General features: G+C 70.2%; 30 protein-coding genes. 27 read left to right on the top strand and 3 right to left on the bottom strand.

The genetic code is table 11. The annotated features are described in order from the left end of the window. Positions 1-26 precede the first annotated feature (26 nt). The 15 genes from ACFW6B_RS23445 to ACFW6B_RS23375 all read left to right on the top strand — a co-directional run bounded on the left by ACFW6B_RS23445 (position 27) and on the right by ACFW6B_RS23375 (position 7,906). A complete protein-coding gene (locus ACFW6B_RS23445; RefSeq protein WP_386598484.1) occupies positions 27-194 on the top strand; it encodes a hypothetical protein in 168 nt (55 codons plus the stop codon). 91 nt (positions 195-285) lie between these two features. Next, positions 286-741 carry a hypothetical protein gene (locus tag ACFW6B_RS23440; protein ID WP_386598483.1) on the top strand — a complete coding sequence of 152 codons (456 nt, stop codon included), beginning with the start codon at positions 286-288 and terminating at the stop codon, positions 739-741. Between the two features lie 52 nt (positions 742-793). Next, positions 794-1,015, top strand: a complete 222-nt coding sequence (locus ACFW6B_RS23435; RefSeq protein ID WP_386598482.1) for a hypothetical protein — start codon at positions 794-796, stop codon at positions 1,013-1,015. A gap of 222 nt (positions 1,016-1,237) precedes the next feature. Further along, positions 1,238-1,582 carry a hypothetical protein gene (locus ACFW6B_RS23430; protein ID WP_386598481.1) on the top strand — a complete coding sequence of 115 codons (345 nt, stop codon included), beginning with the start codon at positions 1,238-1,240 and terminating at the stop codon, positions 1,580-1,582. Positions 1,583-1,673: 91 nt separating this feature from the next. Continuing rightward, positions 1,674-2,246: a hypothetical protein gene (locus ACFW6B_RS23425; RefSeq protein WP_386598480.1), complete on the top strand. Its 573-nt coding sequence runs from the start codon at positions 1,674-1,676 to the stop codon at positions 2,244-2,246. A gap of 90 nt (positions 2,247-2,336) precedes the next feature. Beyond that, positions 2,337-2,765 (top strand): hypothetical protein, encoded by a 429-nt coding sequence (locus ACFW6B_RS23420; protein ID WP_386598479.1) that lies wholly within the window; start codon positions 2,337-2,339, stop codon positions 2,763-2,765. Positions 2,766-2,845: 80 nt separating this feature from the next. Next, entirely contained in the window at positions 2,846-3,691 is an 846-nt protein-coding gene (locus tag ACFW6B_RS23415) for a hypothetical protein (RefSeq protein WP_386598478.1), read from the top strand. 62 nt (positions 3,692-3,753) lie between these two features. Beyond that, positions 3,754-4,533, top strand: a complete 780-nt coding sequence (locus tag ACFW6B_RS23410; protein ID WP_386598477.1) for a hypothetical protein — start codon at positions 3,754-3,756, stop codon at positions 4,531-4,533. A gap of 63 nt (positions 4,534-4,596) precedes the next feature. After that, positions 4,597-5,205, top strand: a complete 609-nt coding sequence (locus ACFW6B_RS23405) for a hypothetical protein (RefSeq protein ID WP_386598476.1) — start codon at positions 4,597-4,599, stop codon at positions 5,203-5,205. A 95-nt stretch (positions 5,206-5,300) separates the two neighbouring features. After that, positions 5,301-5,669, top strand: coding sequence for a hypothetical protein (locus ACFW6B_RS23400; protein WP_386598475.1), 369 nt, complete (start codon positions 5,301-5,303; stop codon positions 5,667-5,669). Continuing rightward, positions 5,666-6,088, top strand: coding sequence for a DUF4262 domain-containing protein (locus ACFW6B_RS23395; RefSeq protein WP_386598474.1), 423 nt, complete (start codon positions 5,666-5,668; stop codon positions 6,086-6,088). Before ACFW6B_RS23400 ends, ACFW6B_RS23395 begins: the two co-directional genes overlap by 4 nt. 150 nt (positions 6,089-6,238) lie before the next feature. Next, positions 6,239-6,682 (top strand): DUF4262 domain-containing protein, encoded by a 444-nt coding sequence (locus ACFW6B_RS23390; protein ID WP_386598473.1) that lies wholly within the window; start codon positions 6,239-6,241, stop codon positions 6,680-6,682. 40 nt (positions 6,683-6,722) lie between these two features. Next, on the top strand, positions 6,723-7,130 hold the full coding sequence (locus tag ACFW6B_RS23385) for a hypothetical protein (RefSeq protein WP_386598472.1): 408 nt from the start codon (positions 6,723-6,725) through the stop codon (positions 7,128-7,130). Between the two features lie 119 nt (positions 7,131-7,249). Beyond that, positions 7,250-7,543 (top strand): hypothetical protein, encoded by a 294-nt coding sequence (locus ACFW6B_RS23380; protein WP_386598471.1) that lies wholly within the window; start codon positions 7,250-7,252, stop codon positions 7,541-7,543. Positions 7,544-7,615: 72 nt separating this feature from the next. Then, positions 7,616-7,906, top strand: coding sequence for a hypothetical protein (locus ACFW6B_RS23375; protein WP_386598470.1), 291 nt, complete (start codon positions 7,616-7,618; stop codon positions 7,904-7,906). A gap of 142 nt (positions 7,907-8,048) precedes the next feature. Here ACFW6B_RS23375 and ACFW6B_RS23370 read toward each other — a convergent pair whose 3' ends face one another. Together ACFW6B_RS23370 and ACFW6B_RS23365 are read right to left on the bottom strand one after the other, a co-directional pair. Continuing rightward, a complete protein-coding gene (locus ACFW6B_RS23370; protein WP_386598469.1) occupies positions 8,049-8,543 on the bottom strand; it encodes an XF1762 family protein in 495 nt (164 codons plus the stop codon). Then, positions 8,519-8,899: a hypothetical protein gene (locus tag ACFW6B_RS23365; protein WP_386598468.1), complete on the bottom strand. Its 381-nt coding sequence runs from the start codon at positions 8,897-8,899 to the stop codon at positions 8,519-8,521. The genes ACFW6B_RS23370 and ACFW6B_RS23365 overlap by 25 nt, the downstream gene beginning before the upstream one ends. Positions 8,900-9,109: 210 nt before the next feature. Between ACFW6B_RS23365 and ACFW6B_RS23360 the strand changes: the two genes are divergently transcribed. From ACFW6B_RS23360 to ACFW6B_RS23305, 12 genes are all read left to right on the top strand, one after another. Beyond that, complete coding sequence (locus ACFW6B_RS23360) at positions 9,110-9,601, top strand: hypothetical protein (RefSeq protein WP_386598467.1); 492 nt, start codon at positions 9,110-9,112, stop codon at positions 9,599-9,601. 91 nt (positions 9,602-9,692) lie between these two features. After that, entirely contained in the window at positions 9,693-10,076 is a 384-nt protein-coding gene (locus ACFW6B_RS23355; RefSeq protein ID WP_386598466.1) for a hypothetical protein, read from the top strand. Between the two features lie 565 nt (positions 10,077-10,641). Then, positions 10,642-11,667 carry a hypothetical protein gene (locus ACFW6B_RS23350; protein ID WP_386598465.1) on the top strand — a complete coding sequence of 342 codons (1,026 nt, stop codon included), beginning with the start codon at positions 10,642-10,644 and terminating at the stop codon, positions 11,665-11,667. Positions 11,668-12,112: 445 nt separating this feature from the next. Then, on the top strand, positions 12,113-13,900 hold the full coding sequence (locus tag ACFW6B_RS23345; protein WP_386598464.1) for a hypothetical protein: 1,788 nt from the start codon (positions 12,113-12,115) through the stop codon (positions 13,898-13,900). Positions 13,901-14,027: 127 nt separating this feature from the next. Continuing rightward, the gene (locus ACFW6B_RS23340) at positions 14,028-14,654 is read left to right on the top strand and encodes a hypothetical protein (protein ID WP_386598463.1); all 627 of its coding nucleotides are present in this window, start codon (positions 14,028-14,030) and stop codon (positions 14,652-14,654) included. 159 nt (positions 14,655-14,813) lie between these two features. Then, entirely contained in the window at positions 14,814-15,383 is a 570-nt protein-coding gene (locus ACFW6B_RS23335) for a hypothetical protein (protein ID WP_386598462.1), read from the top strand. Between the two features lie 287 nt (positions 15,384-15,670). Beyond that, positions 15,671-16,036 carry a hypothetical protein gene (locus ACFW6B_RS23330; protein ID WP_386598461.1) on the top strand — a complete coding sequence of 122 codons (366 nt, stop codon included), beginning with the start codon at positions 15,671-15,673 and terminating at the stop codon, positions 16,034-16,036. 365 nt (positions 16,037-16,401) lie between these two features. Next, positions 16,402-17,241: a hypothetical protein gene (locus ACFW6B_RS23325; RefSeq protein WP_386598460.1), complete on the top strand. Its 840-nt coding sequence runs from the start codon at positions 16,402-16,404 to the stop codon at positions 17,239-17,241. Between the two features lie 19 nt (positions 17,242-17,260). Continuing rightward, entirely contained in the window at positions 17,261-17,443 is a 183-nt protein-coding gene (locus ACFW6B_RS23320) for a hypothetical protein (protein WP_386598459.1), read from the top strand. 81 nt (positions 17,444-17,524) lie between these two features. After that, positions 17,525-18,136, top strand: coding sequence for a hypothetical protein (locus tag ACFW6B_RS23315; RefSeq protein WP_386598458.1), 612 nt, complete (start codon positions 17,525-17,527; stop codon positions 18,134-18,136). A 99-nt stretch (positions 18,137-18,235) separates the two neighbouring features. After that, the gene (locus ACFW6B_RS23310) at positions 18,236-18,673 is read left to right on the top strand and encodes a hypothetical protein (protein WP_386598457.1); all 438 of its coding nucleotides are present in this window, start codon (positions 18,236-18,238) and stop codon (positions 18,671-18,673) included. Next, positions 18,660-19,403 (top strand): hypothetical protein, encoded by a 744-nt coding sequence (locus tag ACFW6B_RS23305; protein ID WP_386598456.1) that lies wholly within the window; start codon positions 18,660-18,662, stop codon positions 19,401-19,403. Before ACFW6B_RS23310 ends, ACFW6B_RS23305 begins: the two co-directional genes overlap by 14 nt. A gap of 67 nt (positions 19,404-19,470) precedes the next feature. Here ACFW6B_RS23305 and ACFW6B_RS23300 read toward each other — a convergent pair whose 3' ends face one another. Beyond that, positions 19,471-19,884 (bottom strand): hypothetical protein, encoded by a 414-nt coding sequence (locus ACFW6B_RS23300; RefSeq protein ID WP_386598455.1) that lies wholly within the window; start codon positions 19,882-19,884, stop codon positions 19,471-19,473. Between the last annotated feature and the right edge of the window lie 22 nt (positions 19,885-19,906).

The raw sequence follows: 19,906 nt of genomic DNA, 5'->3' as shown, positions 1-19,906 counted from the left end.
GCCCATGGCACTGCGCCAGTACACCGTTGGCACTGCGCCAGTACACCGTGCTGATCCACCGGACCGAAGCGATCAGCTTCCGCCTCACGGCCGAATCCCCCGAGGACGCTGAAGCGCGCTACCTCGGAGACGGCGACGAGACCGGCAGCGAAACCGTTGCGACGGAAGTCCAGTTCATCGGGCCCGAGGACTGAGCCGACCGCCCCGCCGGGCGGACGCAAGCCCGCCCGGCCTCCCATGCTCAGCGCGCCCGCTCGTACGTCACGCACCAGGGAGACACCCCGCATGACCGCCCTCAGCCGCGCCGCGCTGCGCCTCGCACGATCCCGTCTGCCGGACCCGCCCGGCACGGACGTCCCCCAGTACCTCACCCCGGCCGACGCCCTTCGCCCGCTCACCGATCACGCCCTGTGGGAGCTGCGCGAGGACATCGACCGGGAGTTGCAGGCCCGCGCGTACATCGCGCTCACCGACGCGCTGCGCTGGCATCTGCGGGAGTCTGGCCTGTACGACCGCGACGGACAGCCGGCCGTCGCGGCGACGTTCACCGTCACCACCAAGCACCCCGACGGCCCGTGGTGGGACGAGACCACCGTGACGATCCGGTACGCCGACGGGGTCGAGCAGACCGTCGACTTTGCCGGAACCACCGTCGACGACGAGTTGGTGGAGTTGGTCCAGGGCGCCGACGAACACCCGGAGCCCGGTGACGTCCTCACCGTCCCTCTCCTGCCCCTGTAGAGCCCGCCCGGGGCCACCGCGCCCCGGGCCCGCACCGAGGAGCCATCCACTCATGAGCGAGCAGCACGGGCGCGACTGGACGCGCATGACCAAAGGCGACTTCGACCAGAACGCCACGCTGCGCCTGGACGTCGCCGCCGGGCCGGCCGCCATCCCGGCCGTGCCCGACGAGTTCGGCACGGCGCCGCTGTTCGGCGACGAGACGGCTGTTCCCCACCGCAGGGGACCGGAGCGCCGTCCGGCCGCCCCGGTTGACCAGGACGGCCTTTTCTAACTCCTCCCGCCCCAACCACCCGGGACTGGGCGGACGCCCGTTGCGAGCACGCGAGGAGACGGCCGGCCGCAACGCGACGTGCTGACGGGGCGACAGGACGGGCGGGGGTGAAGGAAGTTGCCCGGGAGGTGTTCCACTCCCGCCCGTTCGTGCTGTATGGTTTTCCTTGTGAGGCGATCACAGCGAATCGCCGAGCACCACACACCAACAAGGAGCGCACCCATGCGTTGCAGCACCCTCGTCGAGTTCTTCCCCGTGATCCTCAGCGACGACCCCCGCCCCATCGTCGAGAGCGCCGACCCGGCCGCCGTGCGGATCGCCTTCGCCGCGCACCTGTCCGACGGAGACCTGGTCGTGGGAGCCGCCGAGACCCCCACCTGGGCCAGCGTCGAGGCGGGCATTGAGAACCCGACGTCGACGCAGGTCCTCGACGGCGAGTTCTACCACCGCGCCTACCTGGTCGACGGCCACGACATCGACTGTGACGGCTGGGTGTCCCTCGCGAAGAACGCCTATGTGTGGCGCTCCAACGAACTGGTACTGCACGTCCCCGCCCGCTCCGCCTGACCCGTGCCGCCGGGCGGGAGCGCGCGCCACAAGCCGCTCCCGCCCCGCACCCTCCCCACCCTCACGACCACGACACACGGAGCAGCGCCCCATGAGCCCTGTCGTCACCCACGCCGAGCACGTTGCCGCCGAACTGGAAGCGCGCGCCGCCCTTCGGGACGTCTGGAACCACGGCTTCATCGGACAGTCCGGCCCGCATCGCTACGCCACCGCTGCCGGAAGCCTTGCCGACTCCCTTGCCGACAACCCCGGCACCCGCACCGTCACCGCCATCGCCGCGAACCGCGCTCACCGCGACGCGGGCCGCGCCCCCCGGCCGTCCGCGAAGGCGGGCCGCACCGCCCTGCGGGCCGTCGGGCGCCTCAACCGAGACGACCGCCGCAACTCCCCCACGGCCGCCGCCATGGTCCACGTCGCCGTCAGCGACGCACTCGCCGACGCCTTCCACCACGCCACCGACGCGCACGGCATGCAGCCCGGCGACGTGATCGAGCTGCACCACGCCCGCACGGAAGGCCGCTTCCCCCTGTACGTCGTCGACGACGTCCGCGCCCTGGTGTTCCTCGTTGGTGACCTGCTCGCCCTGGCCACGGCCTACGGCTGGGCCTGGGAGTACCCCGTGTGGGACGCCGAGGACCACTACGCCGAAGAGCGCGCCGAGTAGCGCCCGCCCGGGAGCGCCCCACTCCCGGGGCGCTCCCGCCCGGCCCGGAACGGCCGGCCGCCCCACACCCCATCGACCGGAGGGACACCCATGTCCGGCGTCATCGACACCCTTGCCCGCACTGCCCTGTCCAGCCTCACCGCCGCCGGGTTCACCGGCGCACTGATCGTCCGCGACAGCGACAGCGTGCTCATCGCCTCCGTACCCGACTCCCGCCGCAAGTGGGCGGACATCGCCCTGAAGTCGTTCACCTGCCTGCCCCTGTTCGACGAGGGCGGACGGGCCCGCTACGCCCTGTTCCCCGCCCTGCCGGACGGCGCCGACCCGTACCGGCGCACCGTCCGCTTCCGCGTCACCGGCGACGACGTCCCGGCCAAGTGGGCCGACCGGCTGATCAGCCACACCGTGCTCATCACCCCGGGCGACACCACCGAGGCGGACATTCCGGCGGGCCTGTCCATCGCCGTATTCGGCACCCCCGCGCGGGCCGCCGACATTGCCGTCACTGCCCTCGCTTGACGCGCCGCCGCGCCCCGCGTCAGCCGCCCGGGGCGCGGCGCCCACTCCACTCCCGCACCTTCCAGGAAGGCACCACCCGCGTGACCACCGCGTCCGTTCTCAGCACGCCCCTCGCCGCTCGCCGAGTCGCCGCACTCCTCCCGGCGCCCAACCTGCTCACCCCGTGGAAGGCCACCGCGTTCCGGACCGGCTGGACCGACGCCCCGGCAGCCCGGATCACCGACGGCACCCGCACCGTCATTGCCGCGTTCCACCCCGGGCACACCGCCCTCGCGTGGGCCCGGCGTGACAGCGGCCCCACGTACCCGATCGTCGCCGTCCCGGCCACCGACCCGGAGTTGATCGCCCGCGAGATCCTGCGCAGTGCCCTCCCCGACCTCGACACCGAGCACGCCCCCGCCGACGACGGGGCGCGGCCGGCCCGCGAATTCCTCGACGGCTTACACGACTACTTCGCAGACCGGGGCATCCCGACGAACACGTGGCGCACCCACAACGGCACCACCGTGCGCGCGTTCCGGCGCGGCCCGGCTGTGATCCGTCTGGAGTCGCATATGACGGCCCCGACGCTCGGACTGCAGTACGGCGGGCGAGAGTTCTTCGGCGGGACGCTCGCAGACCTGGAGAAGGTTCTGCGGCTGGTCACTCCAGTCCCTCCGCGCGGCTCGTACAAGGTGCTCGGCAACGAGATCACCGGCGGGATACCGCGCCGCCTGGCAGCCCAGTTCCCGCACGCCGACATGCGCCAATTCATGTCGCACGACTGCGTCGCCTTCGGCCGGAACGTCGGCCCCACCGGGCAGATCGAGACGCCCGACTACCGGGCCCGCGCCCGCGACCACGCCCCCGTGCACGCGTACGTGAGCCGTCTCGGCCTGGACTTCACCCGCTCCATCCTCGACCGCCTCACCGGCACCGAAGCCTGACCACCTCCCGCCCCGCCGCGCCCCGCACCCCGGGGGCGCGGCCCCCAGAAAGGACCCTGACCATGCGCACCTTCGACCCGACCATCTCCACCAGCGGCCGCGCCCTCGCCGACCTGTTCCGCACCTGGTGCCACCTGCGCGGCGACGACACGGACGGAGAGGTGGACGGCGGCGACCTCGTCAAGGCCGTCGGCGAGATGTTCGAAGGACTCGGCCTCAACACCGGCGGCCCCGCGTCCCAGGTCGACGTCACGGCTGGCCAGCACGTCTTCACCGTGCTCGGCCTGAGCTGCGACCACAGCGACGAGCTGTACGTCGCCGGAGTCCTCCCCGGCGAGCACGCCGACGCAGTCATCGAGCTGAAGACCGACGAAGACCACTTCGGCCGGTGGGCCGCCACCTTCACCACGGCGACCGCCGACGAGGCCGCCGACATGGCCCGCCGCCAGGTCGAAGACGGCGACGCGGACGGGCACGGACCGCGCACTCATCCCGACGACGTCACGCCCGGCCGGTACGTGTACCCGAAGAACCTGCTCGACGACCTGCGGGACGCCCTCACCGAGTGGTTCGACGACAACCCGGAGCACACCCGCCCCAGCGCCGTCAGCTTCCACATCACGCACGACTACGACGACGGCCCGGCCTGGAGCACGTACGGCCCGACCTTCCACTACGACGGTGACCCCGAGCGCGAGGAACGCCGTGACGTCCCCGTCGACCGGCTGCCCCACGTCGACTTCGATCACACGGCCATCGCGGATGCCCTGATCGAGATCAGGGACTTCGAGCAGCCGCAGGACGGGGACACGCTGCGCATCGCCCTGCGCCCGTCCGCCTGACCTTTTCCGCCCGGCCCGGGGCGGCCGCCCCGGGCCAGCCTGACACACACCCTGGAGACACCCATGCAGCCGATCGACGTCGGAACGCAGCGCTTCACTGTGAACCGCAGCGCCGCCTCCTCCCCGGCCCCCGCGCCCGCCCTGAACGTCGGGAGCACCGTCACCCTCGCCGACGTAGCCACCCTCGCAGGGCGGAGGGTCACGGCCGAACGTCTGGACGCCGAGTTCTTCGCCGACCCGAACCGCATCCTGCCGATGGTCGCCGACTGGACACAGGACCAGCTGTACATGCTCGCCAACATGTTCATGGGGGAAGGGGACCGGCGCGGCACAGCCGAACTGCTGGAGCTGCTTCGCTGGCTGTGCGAGCCCGGCGGCCCGGACGACGCCACACCGCACGCGGTGAAGGTCGAGTTCGTCACCCAGACCTACGACAACGGTGTGTTCTGGCACGACGAAGAGATCTTCCTCCACTGCACGGACGGCACGGTCGAGCCGTACGAGTGGCCGGAAGACCACCACCAGGACGACGAATGGCGGGCCAAGGACGAGCGGTACACGGCGCTGCTCGCCGACTACTCCCGGGCCAATCCCCCGAGCGACGGCGACCACCTGATCGTCGACCTGATCACCGGCAAGTTCGAGCACACCAGCAAGTGGTCCCAGGACTGACGCCTCCCGGTCCCGCTACGCCCCGGCCCGACCGGGGCGTAGCGGATCACCGGCCTGGCACGTCTTCCGCAGTGAGAGCACCCGAGGAGCACCCCATGCCGAACCAGCCAGGCCCGCCGCCGGCCCGCCCGGCGCCCTCCGCGCCGTTCCCGGCCACTCGCGTCTTTCACTACCAACACGCCCCCGTGCGCGCCCGGATCATGAACGGCCGCCCCGTCTGGTTCCTGCGGGACCTGGCCGCCGCCACCGGGGCCCGCCCGGCACCCGGACAGTCCACGATCCTGCCCGGCATCGCCACCACCGACGAGGCGTGCCAGGCGCTCGCCGTCGCCGGACTCGGCGACATCGCCGCGCTCCGGTCCTGGCTCGACCAGGCGGCCGGCCAGCTCACCGCGCTCCAGGCCCGGCGCCTGCAGTCCGTTCCCCGCCCGCGCCCCGCCCAGTACCGGAGGCAAGCCGCATGAGCCCGCTCGACGTCGACGAGCGCCCCCGCGTGCCCGAGACGGACTTCATCGTCGTCGCCGTCCACGACATGGACGGCGACGAGCCGTTCTACGCGTACAGCGTCGGCCTGGCTCAGCGGCCCGGCCGAGCCTACGAACTGGCCTGCGTCGGGGTGGTCGGCCCGCTCGCCCAGGTCATCATCCGCCGCGCCGCCGAACAGCTTCAGCGCGACCTCTCGGAGCCCGCCGAGCACCTGGAGTTGGACCAGGTGGTGAACGGCGACCCGGTACGCCTGCACCGCGTACGGGACGCCAGCCGCTTCAGCAACAACGGCCCCGCCCCCACCTGCCCGTTCTGGCAGATCCTCCTGCCGGACGCGTGGGGGCGCTTCCCCGGTGACCTGCTCTACCCGCATGGCGACGAACAGTCGCTCCTGTAGCTGCGCCCGGAGGCACCCCGTATGACCACTGCCACGTTCTTCGACCCGCGTCTCCTGTAGGCCCCCTCGGGCCAGCCGTGGACGGTAGCCGCGACGGCCGGCTGTCTTGCACCCGACCCCGACCCGCCCCCTGGCCCGAGGAACGCCCCCATGGACCGCATCACACCCGACACCCGCCCCGAAGACGCCCGAACCGTCGTTCCCGCCCACAGCCACGAGGTGCGGTGGATCTTCGACGCCGACGGCGAGAAGCCATCGTTCGCGTACACGATGGGCCTGGGCGCCCGGCCCGGCCGCGCCTACGAACTCGCCTGCACCACCCTGCCTGCCGAGCTCGCCTGCAGCGTCCTGAACAACGCCGCCGCACAGCTCGTAACCGATCTCCTCGACCCCTTCGACGGGTTGGAACTCGACGACGTCCTGATCGGCTACACGGTCCGTCTGCGGCCTGTGAGCGACACCAGCGACTTCCCGGGCATGCGCGCGCTCCTCGGCGAGCAGCCGCCCGTCTGGCAGGTTCTCTGGCCCGATCGGTGGGGGCGCTTCCCCGGCGACACGCACTGCGACGACAGGCCACACCAGCCCCTCATGTGACACGCGGGCGCTGTCGGCATGGCCGATTACGCTCGATCGCATGACCGACGTCCCCAACCCCGCCGATGAGCCCGCGCAGCCTGAGCCCGAGCCGTTTGACCCGTTGAAGTTCCCGAAGGACCTGATCACCGCACATTTGCGCCTCGCCACGCTGCAGGCCCAGCTCCACGCCCATCAGGCCCGGCTGCCGTGGTCCCGGGAACCCCACCCGGGATGGGAGGCCATCGATGAGCGGGGGCGGCAGCACCCCGGCCGCTCGGCCACGGAGGGGTGGGAGCCGGCTGACGCGGCCGAGTACGACCGGCTGTGGGCGGAGCTGCGGGAAGCGGCGGCCGCCGTCTCCTGCCACAAGCATTGGGCGCAGTGCCCGGATCCTGTGACGGCGCGCATGAAGCTCAAGGCCGCGAAGGGCGCCGCGCCAGATCCCGAACGCGTGCAGGCAGCCTGACCCAGTAGCGAGGGGCACGGCACAGTATCCCGTGCCCCTACGGGGTAGGCAGCACGCGACGCAAGGCGTGGGGGCCTCCAGCATCCGGCGAACTGACTCCGCCGATGGAAGGCCTTCCGGTGAACCGCTACCTGCCCGTCTCGCGCCGTGCTCCTTTCGCGCTCATCGCGCTCCTGATCAGCTTCATGGTCATCACCGTGGTGGCCCTGGGCAGCTGCACGGCCGACGTGGGCGGGGGGAGCGGCACCTGCGTGCCGCCGGTATCCGGCCATGGGGACACGTACGGGTCAGCGAAGAAGCCGCCGGCCGCGGGGAAGCCGCCGGCCGCGGGGAAGCCGCCGGCCGCGGGGAAGGCCCCCGCGGGGAAGGTCCCGGCCGCGCCGCCAGTGAAGGCGCCGAGCTTCCGAAAGTGAGCACGCGCCACAAGCCGCATAGCTCGTGCACGCTCCGCCGGTCCCAGCACCGCACCGGAAGGAACCTGCCCCATGGCCCAGCCCGCCCCCTCCCGCAGAACCGTCGGCCTGATCGTCGGTATCGCCCTGCTCGTCATCGGCGCCATCCTCGCCGCGTTCGCCGTCTTCGGCGGCGGTGACGGCACCACCGCCCCGGAGCCGAGCACCTCGCCGACCTCCGCACGGCCGTCCGCCCCGGAGCCGACCCCGAACCAGCCGACCCCATCGCCTACGGCACCCGAGCCGTCCCCGACGTCGTGCAACATCTTCGATCCGGAGTGTCCGGGCGGCACCGGCGGCACGTCCAACGGCAGCGGGGCGTAGCCCCCATCACACGTCGCGCCCCGGTCCGGAGCTCATCCGGCCCGGGGCGCAGTGGTATCGGTGACCCGGGCACGGTCGGCGCGTTGGTCCTAGGGGGCGTCGTGCCCCCTCCCTCGTGGACGCGCACCACCGCTGGGCCCCGTCACGGCGGGCCGGGCGCCTCCCAGAGCGTTCGGGCGATCAGGTCGTTGCCATTGGACGTCCGGGGCCGACTCGGGCAGTTCCAGCCCCGCCGCGGTGGCCGCTGCGCGATGACCCGCCATCCTGCGCCACGCAGACTCGCGCCGCTCTCCCCGGCCTGCGTGTACGTGACCAGCCGGGCATAGCCCAAGGCCTTCGCGGCACGCCAGGCCGCCCCGTACAACAGGCTGTTGGCATTGCGAGCCCCGTCGGTCGCGGTCCGGGTGACTTCGAGGGTCTGCCCGTCGTCGAACATGCGGGCAACGGGACGACCAACCATCGCGACCGCGTGAAGAACGCCGGCATCGTCTGCCGCGCCCAGGCAGAACACGCTGCCCGCGGGCGGCCGGTGATGCCGATGCCAGGCTGCGACAAAGGCCTTCGCGTCGCGCTGCCGTACGGGTACCACGTGCAGGTCAGCCTGGCTGTCCGTCACCTGCGACTCCAGCCCGTCCAAGCCTGCAGTGTCGGCCACAAGCCTCCGTGTACGGGCGTCCGCCGCAGGGAGGCGCCGCGGTGCAAGACCCGCACGAGGACGATCGCCGCCGCGGGCAGCAGTGCCGCCCACAGGCTGAAGTAGGTGGCCAGGAACGGCACCGCGACGAAGTGGTACAGCGCAGGCTTGCCGTACCCGGCCAGCGTGAATGTCGCCCACTGGATCAACGAGACCAACGCCCAGTAGCCCAGTCCGTGATCCTGCGGGGCGCCGACCGCAGCGAAGAGGACGTGCACCGCGAACGCGATCAACGTCATCGTGAAGCCCAGACTCAGCGGATGGCTCTGCGTCGGCTCGGCGGGCTGGTACGGGGCCACGGACGGCTCCTTCACGGCGGGGGCGCCCTGCTGCGCCCCGAACGCCGCGCACTGTCGACGGCCGACACGACTTGTGTCCCCTGCTGACGACGAAGGTCATCGCAGCGGCGCCGCGCGACGTAAGACCGCGGCCGCCAGCAACCTCTCCCGGCTCCGCCCCGCTCCCCGGTCGCACCTCGCACCAGCGGGGCGAGCAGATCGGAGGACCCCATGCAGCCTCATGTGGAAACAGCGATCAGGGACTGGCAGCAGCAGTTCGAGGAGCTGCAGACCTCGGCGGCGGACATGATGCAGATCGCATTCCCGCCCCTGGAGGTCCTGCAGCGCCCCACCGGATGCTGCGACACCCGCCTCCAGTGGGAGGAAGAGAACGGTGAAGGCTCCGGCTACGTGTGCATCGACGACTTCATGCAGGCCACGCTGCAGTTCGAGAACGTCCCGCACGCCGTCGCCGGCCAGGCCCTGGACGAGGTGTTCGGCCCCAGTTGGTTCGACGGCGCCGCAGAGGGCGTCCAGCAGGCAGGCGCCGGCGTCTACTACTGGACCGACGACACCAACGCCGCCGAATGGGAGGTCACCGTCCTGCCGGGCGGACTGGCCAACCTGAGCATCGAGTACACGAACGCCCCCGACATCGCGACCCTGCTCGACTCTCTGCGCATCGCCTACGAGGACCAGGGCAAGGAGGACGCGGCGACGTAAGCCGCGGCCCGAGTGCATCGTCCCCGCTCGCCCGCCGCGCACCCCAACGGCCCATTCGGGCCCGGCACGGCGGGTAGAACGGAGACCTGCCGTGGCATCCCGCCGTCGTACCGGCCCCACCGACGACGTTCGCGCCCTCGTGTTCGCCCGCGATGCGCACCGCTGCGTGCGCTGCGCATCCGGCCGGAACCTCACCATTCACCACCGGGTGAACAGGGGCATGGGCGGCGCCCGGGAAGAGTGGATCAACCGGCCGCAGAACCTGCTCACGGCCTGCCACGACTGCAACATGTGGTTCGAGGACCATCCCCGGGAGTCCTACAGCGAGGGGTGGAAGGTCCGCCGGCCGATGCTGCCGACGGAGATGACCGTGCTCTACCCGGACGGTCGCCAGTACGTCCTGTTCCCCGACGGCGTTCGAGCGCCCGTCACCGCAGCCGCCACACCCCGTCACAGCACGGCCCGCACTGCCTGAAGTTCACACGTTTCCGCAGGTCGCGCCGGAGTTGCGGTAGAGCGCAAGTCCGGAGTTGCGGTAGAGCAGCACCCCGGAGTTGCGGCACAGCCGCAGACGCAAGACGCGCTCCACCCGCAGTCGCGAGACCCCCCAGACCGCAAAGGAACTAGAAGAAGGGAAACAAGATCAACACCAACCACATCAACCCAAAGGTCTGGCGGGCCCGACTTCTCGAGCCCGCACCGACGCGGGTGAAGGAGACAGCCGGGGCCGACAAGCGGCCCCGCGGGACCAACGGGATCGACGAGCCGCCTCCAAGGGCGTGGGGCTTCACCTGGTGGTGGACTGCCGGAGGCGCTCGATCCGGCTGGCTGCTTACCGGGACGAGGCGGCAGCCACGGCGATGCGGCATCGTCGTACGAGTCGGCGGGAGGGCGTTCTCGATGCGCTGGCGGTGAGCCGCCGTTGCCTCGCAGGCATCCGTACTGTATGGTTCGCCGAAATGTACGGCGTGGGGTTTCCCCAGCCTCCGACTCCAGCCCGCCCGCCAGCGGCTACTGGGACAGCAGGCAAGGAGATCGTGATGCCCAACACCGTGGCACCCGACGCGCCAGAACTGCAGCGCCCGGACTTCGAGAAGATCCGCCAGGACGCCGCCGACACCCTCAAGGCCGAGCTCGACGCCATCCCCGCCCTGCAGGAGCGCCGCAGCCGCGCCCACGAGATCTACCGGCAGATCCTCGACGAGCTCGCCATCGTTCGCCCCGAACGCGACCGGCTGATGGTGTCCCTCGCCGTCTATCAGCGCCCTCGCGCCGTGCACGAGGCTGCCGGCTGCACCCGAGACGTCCAGCGGCGCACCGTCCGCTCCGCCCTCGGCCTCGACGACACCACGCCTGCCCCGCCCGCCCGGGACTGGGCCGACCTAGGCCGCGCCGCCGACGTGCCGTTCATTCCGGAAGCAGCCGACAAGCTGCCCAGGGTCGCCACCCAGCACGAAGCCCTGATCGGGCGCCGCCGCGCCGTCCGCGCCATCCTCTTCCCCGGCGACACCATCAAGCTCAAGCGCCTCGACTTCAAGGAGATCAAGGACACCGCGGTCACTGAAGTCCGCTCCGAGCTCGACAAAATCAAGGACGCGGCCACGCGCCTGAAGGAGGCTTCCCGGATCGCCCGGGACGCCGACGCGGAACACGTCGTCGTCGCCGGCGAACGCGACCGGTGCGCCCTGTCTCTGGAGTTCTACACCCGGGCCCGAGCCGTCGATAAGGCGATGGGCGTCGCCCGCAACGCCTTCGACGAGCTCCGCCGTGTCGCCCTGGGCCTGGACCGCAAGACCGGACGACTGCCGGCAGAAGAGGAGAAGCAGGCCGCCGCGGAGGCCGCAGACATCGACTTCGTCGAGGACGCAGCCGACCGCCTGCCCGACCTCGCCCGCAAGGCCGCGGCCGCACGCTCCCGCCACCTCACTGCGGCCGCCATCCGCAACGAAACCGCGGCCGAGCTCGACGGCAAACCCGGCTGGGACATGCGGAAGATCGCCGACGAGACCGGCCTGCACATCGACTCGATCCGCGCGAAGATCCGCGCCGTGCAGAGGCGGGCCTGACCATGGCACGGCGACGCAGAGGCGACGGGCCCGTCATGACGTTCATCAACCTGCTGGGCATCTTCGCGCCGCTCCTCCTGGGCGCGATCCTGCTCGGCACACACCTCAAGTAGCCCTACCGAGAAAAGTTCTGGGCGGTGTAACACTCCTGGCCCCTGGCACGTCTCCCCAGATGTGAAGCACTCGACAACACGCTCAGGGGGGATCGCACTCCCCCGTCGGGTGCCCAGCTTGTTCGCCGACCGGTCCGCTCCAACCGGTCGGCGAACACCCAAGCTCCGGCGGTAGACCCCGCGCCCGGTGCCCGGCTCCCCTCCCCCCTCAGAGCCGGGCACCGGCAGCGGCCATCGCCGGCCGCCCGGCCGACTGCCCCAACAGCGCCACCGGGCGCCCCCGCACCGTGCGGGCCAGGACACAAACCCCTCCCGGCCTGCACGGTGCGCGCATGCGAACCGCCGCCCCGCGCCGACCGTCCCGGCCCACCGCCGTGACGCAGGCCGCCGCCGTCCGCGGCCGGCCCGGGGTGAAGTCCAACCTCGCCGCACGCCTCGCCGACGACCTCCTGCGCGCTCCCGTAGCGCTGCGCCGCCAGGCCCTCAAAGACGACGTCAGCGTCGCCGAACTCCCCATCCTCCTCGTCGAAGTCGAACGGGCCACCGGCAGCCGCTTCGGCCTGTGGGCCGACACCCCGTCCGGGTTCATCGAGGACGTTCTCGGCGAGACGATCTGGTCGAAGCAGAAGGAGATCGTCGACTCTGTCCTGCACTACAAACGCGTCGCGGTGCCCGCAGGCTTCGGGGTTGGGAAAACTTATATTTCGGGCAGATTGACCGCCTGGGCTGGGGCAGTAAACCCGCCCGGGACCATGGTCATCGTCACCACCGCGACCCGATTCCGGCAGGTCAGAAACCAGCTCTGGCCCCACATCAGGAAGGTGATCGCCCGCGCAGGGCTCCCCGGCCGCGCCGACACCACCCAGTGGAAGATCCCCGACGCCTACGGCAACGAAGTCCTGGTCGCCTACGGCTTCTCCGCCCCGGAGAACGACGAGGCCGCCATGCAGGGCATCCACGGCACGCCCAAGCTCCTGATGATCGTCGACGAGGCCGGCGGTATCGCACGCACCATCGGCCAGGGCACAAACAACCTGCTCACCGGCGACGCGAAGATGCTCGCGATCGGCAACCCGGCGATGGACGATCCACGGTCATGGTTCGAGACGCTGTGCGAAGAGGGCGAGGACCCGGAGGAACCGACCACCGTCACCATCCCGATCGCGACCTTCGACTCCCCCGCTATCACCGGTGAGCGCGTCCCGTACTGCCGGGACTGTCCCGACGGCGTCCCCAAGCACTCCCTCGCCATCCACCTCCCGGATCAGGACTGGGTGGACCGCACCCTGCGCGAATACGGGGAAGATCATCCGTACGTGATCGCCAAGGTCCACGCCAAGTTCCCCAAGGGCGGCGGCGGCAAGGCGATACCGACGCTGTGGGTCGAGTACGCCCAGCAGGTCGAAGACCCCACCGGCCCCGGCTACGTTCGCCTGTGCGACCTCGGCCTGAAGGGCGAGACCGCCACCCACACCGTCAAGCGCGGCGCCTGGGTCCGCCTCGGCGTGGACGTCGCCGCGGACGGCGGCGACGAGTTCACGATCTACCGCTGCGTCGGCGACGTCATCGAGCACCGCCACCACTCCAGCGGCGCCGAGAACGACAACCAGGTCAAGGTTGCCCAGCGCATCCTGGAGGAGATCGAGCAGGCACAGCGCCTGGCCGACGCCCTCGGCTCCACCGCCCCCGTCCGCGTCAAGATCGACCAAAACGGCTTGGGCCACGGCGCCGTCGGCATGCTCAAGACATGGTCCGAGAACGGCCGGCACCGCGCCGAAATCGTCGGCGTCATGGTCTCCGAGTCCCCCGGCCACGACGACCCGGGCGCCGTCATGCGCCCCTTCAAGAAACGCGACGAAATGTGGCTCGCCACCCGCGCGCTCCTGCAGCCCGACCCGGGCACCGGAGCCGGCCGGCTCCGGCTGCGCACCGACCGCAACGCCGCCATCCAGCTCACCACCCCGAAGCTCCAGTACAACAGCGGCGGCCACACGGTCATCGAGTCCAAGAAGGCGATGCGCACCCGCGGCATGAAGAGCCCAGACCGCGCCGAAGCCGTCCTCCTGGCCGTGTACGAACCGGAGCCGATCATCCGCCGCGGCGGCGGCCTCCTGGTGTAGAGGCCACCCGCGTCCCGACTGGGCAGAAGCCGCCCTGCTGACCGTGTACGAGCCGGAACCGATCAACCCGCCGCGTCGCCGTGGCCTGCTCAACTAGCGTGATCCGCATATCCCGGCTTTTTGCCCCATGCTGGACATGGCGCTGTCACCCCAGGAGGTGGTTGAAATGGCCGAGCATCAACGCTTCAACTACGACCTCAGTCTGCCGGTCGAGCGCGAAGTTGTAGATGCGGATGAGTTCGATGCATTTGTTGAGAGCGAGCGAGCCCGTCGATACCGCGAGCTCGGTAAGGAGGTGGCCCAGCTTCGGCAGGAGGTGGCCCAGCTTCCGGACATTCTGGCGCCTCGCTCCGCAACGACTTCCTTGTCCATAGAGCTTTCGCAGCTCCGTGACGCCGTAACCCAGCTTCGACAGAAGATGGAGGAAAGGACGTCTGCCATTGAGAAGGCGGCGCGGCGGGACGCGATGCTCACCAACTTTGGGCTGCGAACGAAGATGACAGCGCTTGAGCAGGAGGTGGCCGGGCTCCGCAGACAGCTACAAGAGGCGTCTGACTCGTCGAAGCCATCTGGCAGCGAGCCGGAGGAACCTACATACAAGCGCCGCGATCCATCCCCGCCAATGCCGAGGTATCAGCAATCCGACTCGAAGCCGTACCGGTATGCCAGTGACATCGAGTACATGATGAGGCAGACGCCTCGCGCGATATCCGAGTGGGAGAAGCCGTACGACCCGTACCGGGACAGGGATTGAGCGTCGGCGTCATCAGGCTCGAAGCTCCGGTCGCCTTAAGTTCGGCCTTCAGTGCCGCAGCGAAGATTTCTCATCCATGTCCCGTGGCCACACCACATGCCCGGCTCACCTGGTGCACACCGACCGCAACGTCGTCCCGGAAGCCGCCATGATGGGGGCGTGGACTACAGCCTCGTCATTGCCGCCACGCACGCTGCCGGGCCCTGCCCGCCCGGCGAGGAACCCGCGTGGGGCCGCCGCGTGCACGCCCTCACCGTGGACCTGCACCTGATCGCCCAGCAAGCCGCGCAGGACATCAGCCGCCTGGAGAGCGCCTCGCGGTTCGTGGCGTTCCTGGAGAAGGTTGAGATCGAGGAGTCCAGTCGGCGAGGTCTGCTGACCCTGCGCAACCCGGCGGGGGACACCGAGCACATCCGCACCGAGCAGCAGGAGACCGACCGCGGCCGCGACCTCATCGGGCGGGCCCGCGCGCTGCAGGGGCGATGGGTGCTGGTCTTCCGGTACAACGAGAAGGCCTCCGCCACCATGCAGGTCCGCATGCTCGCCCACCTCATGGACCTGGGCGACGGCGCCATCGCCGTGAACCTCGCGAAGAAGATCCTCATCGACGACGCCGACGGCGCCATCCCCCGCGCGCAGGCCGCATGGGCGGAAGCGGGCCTGCCGGACGCCGGAGCCATCACCGTCGAGCAGCTGGAGCAGGCTCGCGCCAAGCTGCAGAGCCAGTGAGCTGATGGCGCCCGCCGGGACCTAGCAGGACCTAGCAGGACCTTGCGCAAGGGCGAAAAGGGGCGTACTGTAGTGCACTGCATGTCTCCGCCCCAAATCGGGGGGCGGGGCATCAAGTCCGACGGAAGGACAATGAAGTGCCCCTTTCTCGTATTGCCCGAGATTTCGCTGCGGAGATCCGCAATCACGACTGGCGAGATGCCCCCTGGAGGGCTGACCGCGCGGGCCACGACCGAGCTACAGACCCTAAGAGCCACAACGTCGGGGAGCTGAAGCCGGAGGAGACCATGACGTTGAAGACCAACGTCATGTGGGTGACCGCGCAGGTGCTCGGCTACATGGATCCCAACTTCGACGTCTACGAGTTCGCCGAAGCCTGTGGAATCAGCACCGTGACGCAGTGGGGGCGAAAGGACGGCGGTATCGCTGCCGGCCTTCGTAAGGACCAGTACGGCCGGATGATGCGGCCCGGTGCATGGGACCTCGACGAGAACGAGGTCATCACCACGATGACCAGTGACTTCTTCCACTCGCCCACCTGCGAGATGTTCCGCCAGGGATGGCAGGGGGCGCCGGTGCTGTCTTATCAGGCCGACGCTGTACCGCCACGATGGAGCCCGTGCAGCCATTGCCGCCCCCAAGCGCGGGCCTGACGACCAACGTCACCGCGTCTTCAGAGCCGCGGCAGGCCCCAGCCCCTCGGGCAAGTGTGCTGTAACACCCGCCGGGGGTGCGCCGTCTGTAGGGGTGACGCGCCCCCGGGAGGCTTCGTTGACAGCTTCCCGCGGGCGCCGACCAAGCCGGCATCACGGATAACAGCAAGAAGCGAGGAAGGCCCGCGGGGCCCAGGCCCCGCCCCGGGTTGCGCGGGGGTCGTACAAGGACCGTACCGGGCCTGCACGGACCGATTTGGTCCGACACGGACCAAGACGAGACCCGCAGCTTGCCGGGGGAGGGGGCTCTCTGCGCTTCTTGCTGTTATCCAGAATGGCGGGACTGGATTCCGTACGCTGTCGGCATGCCGAACCCGCGCACCACCGACGCCCTCGGGGCGATCGGCGCCTTCGTGAACGCCCAGCAGGAAGCCGGGTACGCCGACGAGACCGTCCGACTGCGCGGCACGCTGCTCACCGAGTTCCTGGAGCACGTCCTCAACGAGGAGAAGACCGCTTCCCTCACCGCCGAAGAACTCGTCGAGCCCGAGCGCACCGACTCCTGGCTCGACGCAGCCGACGCCGGCGAGACCCGGCGCCGCAACACCCTCCTCGGCCCCGACGCCGCCGCGGCATACGACTCCCAACGCGCCCGCATCCAGACGTACAACGCCTTCACCGAGTACCTCGGGCTGAGCCTGCGCCGCGCCTACCCGCCCACCGGGCACGGCGACCGCCTGGAGCCTGAGCAGGCCTACAAGCTGCTGCGCACCCTCGCGGTGCGGCGCCCCACCGGCGCCAACGCCGCCACCTCCATCCGCACCGCCGCGGTGGCCGCCCTCGTCGCCGCCACCGGCCGCTCCGTGCCCCAGCTCCACGGACTCAACGTCACCGATGTCGACCTAGAGCGCCGCCCGGTCCCCGTCGCGACCGTCGCTGACTTCGACCACCCGCTCGACAAGCACAGCGTGGAAATCCTGCGCCGCTGGCTCGCCGTCCGCACCGGCATCATGAAGCTCCAAGGCACCGACCCCGGCTACCTGTGGATCCCAACGAAGCCCGGCAGGGCCCGCAACGGCGCCCCGGCGCCGAAGCCGGGCCTGACCCGGGCCGCCGTGCGCACCCTGCACGCCGCACACCGCAACCTCGTCCTGCAGGTCATCGGGGTACCTCTGCGCCCGTACGCACTCCTCCCCCGCCGGTGACACTGCTACCGTCGCGCCCATGATGGAGCTGTTCACGGACACCGACCTGGACCGCATCGCCGCAGCCGCCGCGCGCGACGGCCAGGAGCCGGCCGCGTGGCTACGCCAGGTCATACGGGAACGGCTGGACGCCGAGGACCTCGAGGACGCGCTCGTCGGCGCGCACTTCACCGTCGCCACCCGCGCGGCCGCCGGCGGCTGACCGGTTCCGGGCCGGTCTTCGTTCTGCTGCAGAACCGCCACAACCCTCCGCGCAGGCACTCCAGTCCCTGAAGCTGCCGACGTGCACAACGCTCTCGACACCTTCACACGTCACGCCGACCTGCTCCTGCCGATTCTCGCGGCGTTCCTGGTCGCTCTCCTGACGAACTCACTGACCAACCGCGCCCGCGACCGGCAGGACCGCGCCGCCGACAGGGCCACGCTGCAGGGCCAGGTCGACGCCTTCATCACCTCAGCAATCGCAGTCCGGGCCGCCGCCAACATCAGCGACTCGATCTGGGAAGGGCGCAAGGAGAAGTGGCGCGCGACTGCGGTCGTACTCCTCGGATCCATCGGTGGGATCGCCAGCTCCACGGCTCAGGACAACTGGCGCTACGTGGCGGGTCTGCGGGATGCCGCCCAGCTCATCAGCCGTGAGATCCACGCTCGCAAGGTCGCACTGGCCAACCTGCAGGCGTCCACCGTCCAGCTCGGCGCCGCCGCAACTCCGCTGATGCGGCATCAAGACGCGCGCCTGGTTGAAGCTGTCGAAGCCGTCATGGCCGCCGCAAGCGCCGTCGACGATCACGCTCGTTTCGAAGAGGCGCTGGCTGCCTTCGGACAAGCGGCCCGGACCGCGCTGCAGCCGCCGCCGTCCGTGTGGGCGCGGCTGACCCGGCGCCGTACACACTGACGGTCCGGATGCCGACGGGGGATGCGGCATCCGGACCTGATCAACAGCTTAGTCCTGCCAGACTGGACAACCACCCCTACCCTGCGTGAAGGGCGAGATATGACCGACGGGCCCCAGCTGTCCGAACTGCTCGGCGCGACGAGCATGGAGGACGTCCTCGCGGAAGACTTCGTGTACGTCTTGCTCAAGTTCTCCGAGCTGATGGGCTACGCCGAAGACGGCAACTGGCGCATGGTGCACGAGAAGGTCGGCAGTCTGCGGCAGTCCCTGAAGACCTTCGACCACAAGATCAGTACGACGGTCACCGCGGAGAACGGCGAGACGTTCGAGACGTACAAGGACCCGGGCGTCGATGCGAAGCGGACCGTGCAGCTCATCACCGCCTACGCTCAGCTGTACGGCGGGCGGCTGGGACCGAGCCTCTTCCCAATCACCGACCTGCAGGACCCGGACGCCGTGGCGCACATCCAGGCCAGGCAGGAAGCCACCCGGCGCTTCCACGCCGAACTGCTCGGCGACGACGATGCCGGTCGCTAACCGGGCCAAGCGGCTGCACGCCTTGGCGCGGGAGCTCAACAAGCGCTTCGAGCTGCCGCAGAACACTGTGCGCGCTGAGCTCGACGAGTACTACCGGCCGGCGAAGTGGTTCCTGCGATGGGTTGACGGCCCGACGGTCGCTCAGCTCACCGCGGCCGCGGAGGAAGTCGATGCGGAGGTCCTGGGTGAGGCGACACCCTTCCGCTCGTACAGCGACTTCACGTGGGCGCTGGCCACGATTCGGCTCACCATGACCACCGAAGAACTCCCCTGGGACCAGGGGTACTACCCGAACTCCTGGCACATCCGGGAGTGGCTGGAGAAGCGGAAGGCTCCACGGCCGCGGAACATGCGGGAACGGGTGCTGGCCGATCGCCTCGCGGTGATGTTCGATAACAGCATTTCCGGCAAGCCGGAGCAAGACCTCATCGACGAGTACATCCGCGACAACGGAGTGGCTGCCCTTCTGCAGGTCGAGGGGCACGGTGAGGCTCCGTTGACCCCTGCAGAGGTCCTGACGGACCGCTACGCGGCCGACGACGCGCGGAAGGCGTGGACACGCCAGCTCATCGCGCTGACGCCGCTGGAGGCGTTCTTGGCAGTTCTGGCCGATCCGGAGCCCAGTCCGCGTGCGGCAACGGCTGCACTGGACCTGGTGCCCGAAGTGCACCAAGCAGTCAACGAGGCTGCGGCCGGGCTGAAGGCCCTGATCGCTGAAGAGGCGTGGTAGACCCTGCGGACATGCCAGCGGGGGCCGACGGAAGAAGCTCCGTCGGCCCCCGCTGGCATGCCGGGGATCAGGCGGCCGGGTACGAGCCGGTGACCGTGATGATCTCCGCCTCGGTGGCCCCCTCGACGTCTCCGTAGAGGTGGCCGATGTTCTGCAGCGCGGCACCGTTCGATGTGCCGGTGACCCGAATGCGGTCGATCTTCGTGCCGTCCGAACCGGCGTAGATCTGTGCTTCGCCGCTCCAGACACCGTTGTCCGCGTCGCGCCCGTCGAGGCTGGCCTGGAAGACGTAGCGGCAGCCAGCCGCGGCCGGGACGGGCAGAGTCAGGCCGAAGCCAGCGGCGTCGGCCGCGGCAGTCTCCTTCTTGGCGACAATCTGCGCGGTGAAGGTGCAGATGCCGTTCGCGGAGACGTACTGGCCGGTGCCGGAGGTGCCATCGGTACCGGTGACGTTGGTCAGCTTCGGGGTCCAGTTGGTCATACGGGTGCACGTCCTTCCGTAG

This window comes from Streptomyces sp. NPDC058751, assembly GCF_042746485.1.
GTDB lineage: Bacteria > Actinomycetota > Actinomycetes > Streptomycetales > Streptomycetaceae > Streptomyces.
The sequence above is the reverse complement of the archived record's forward strand: the minus strand, read 5'-3'. Positions and strand labels throughout refer to the sequence as shown.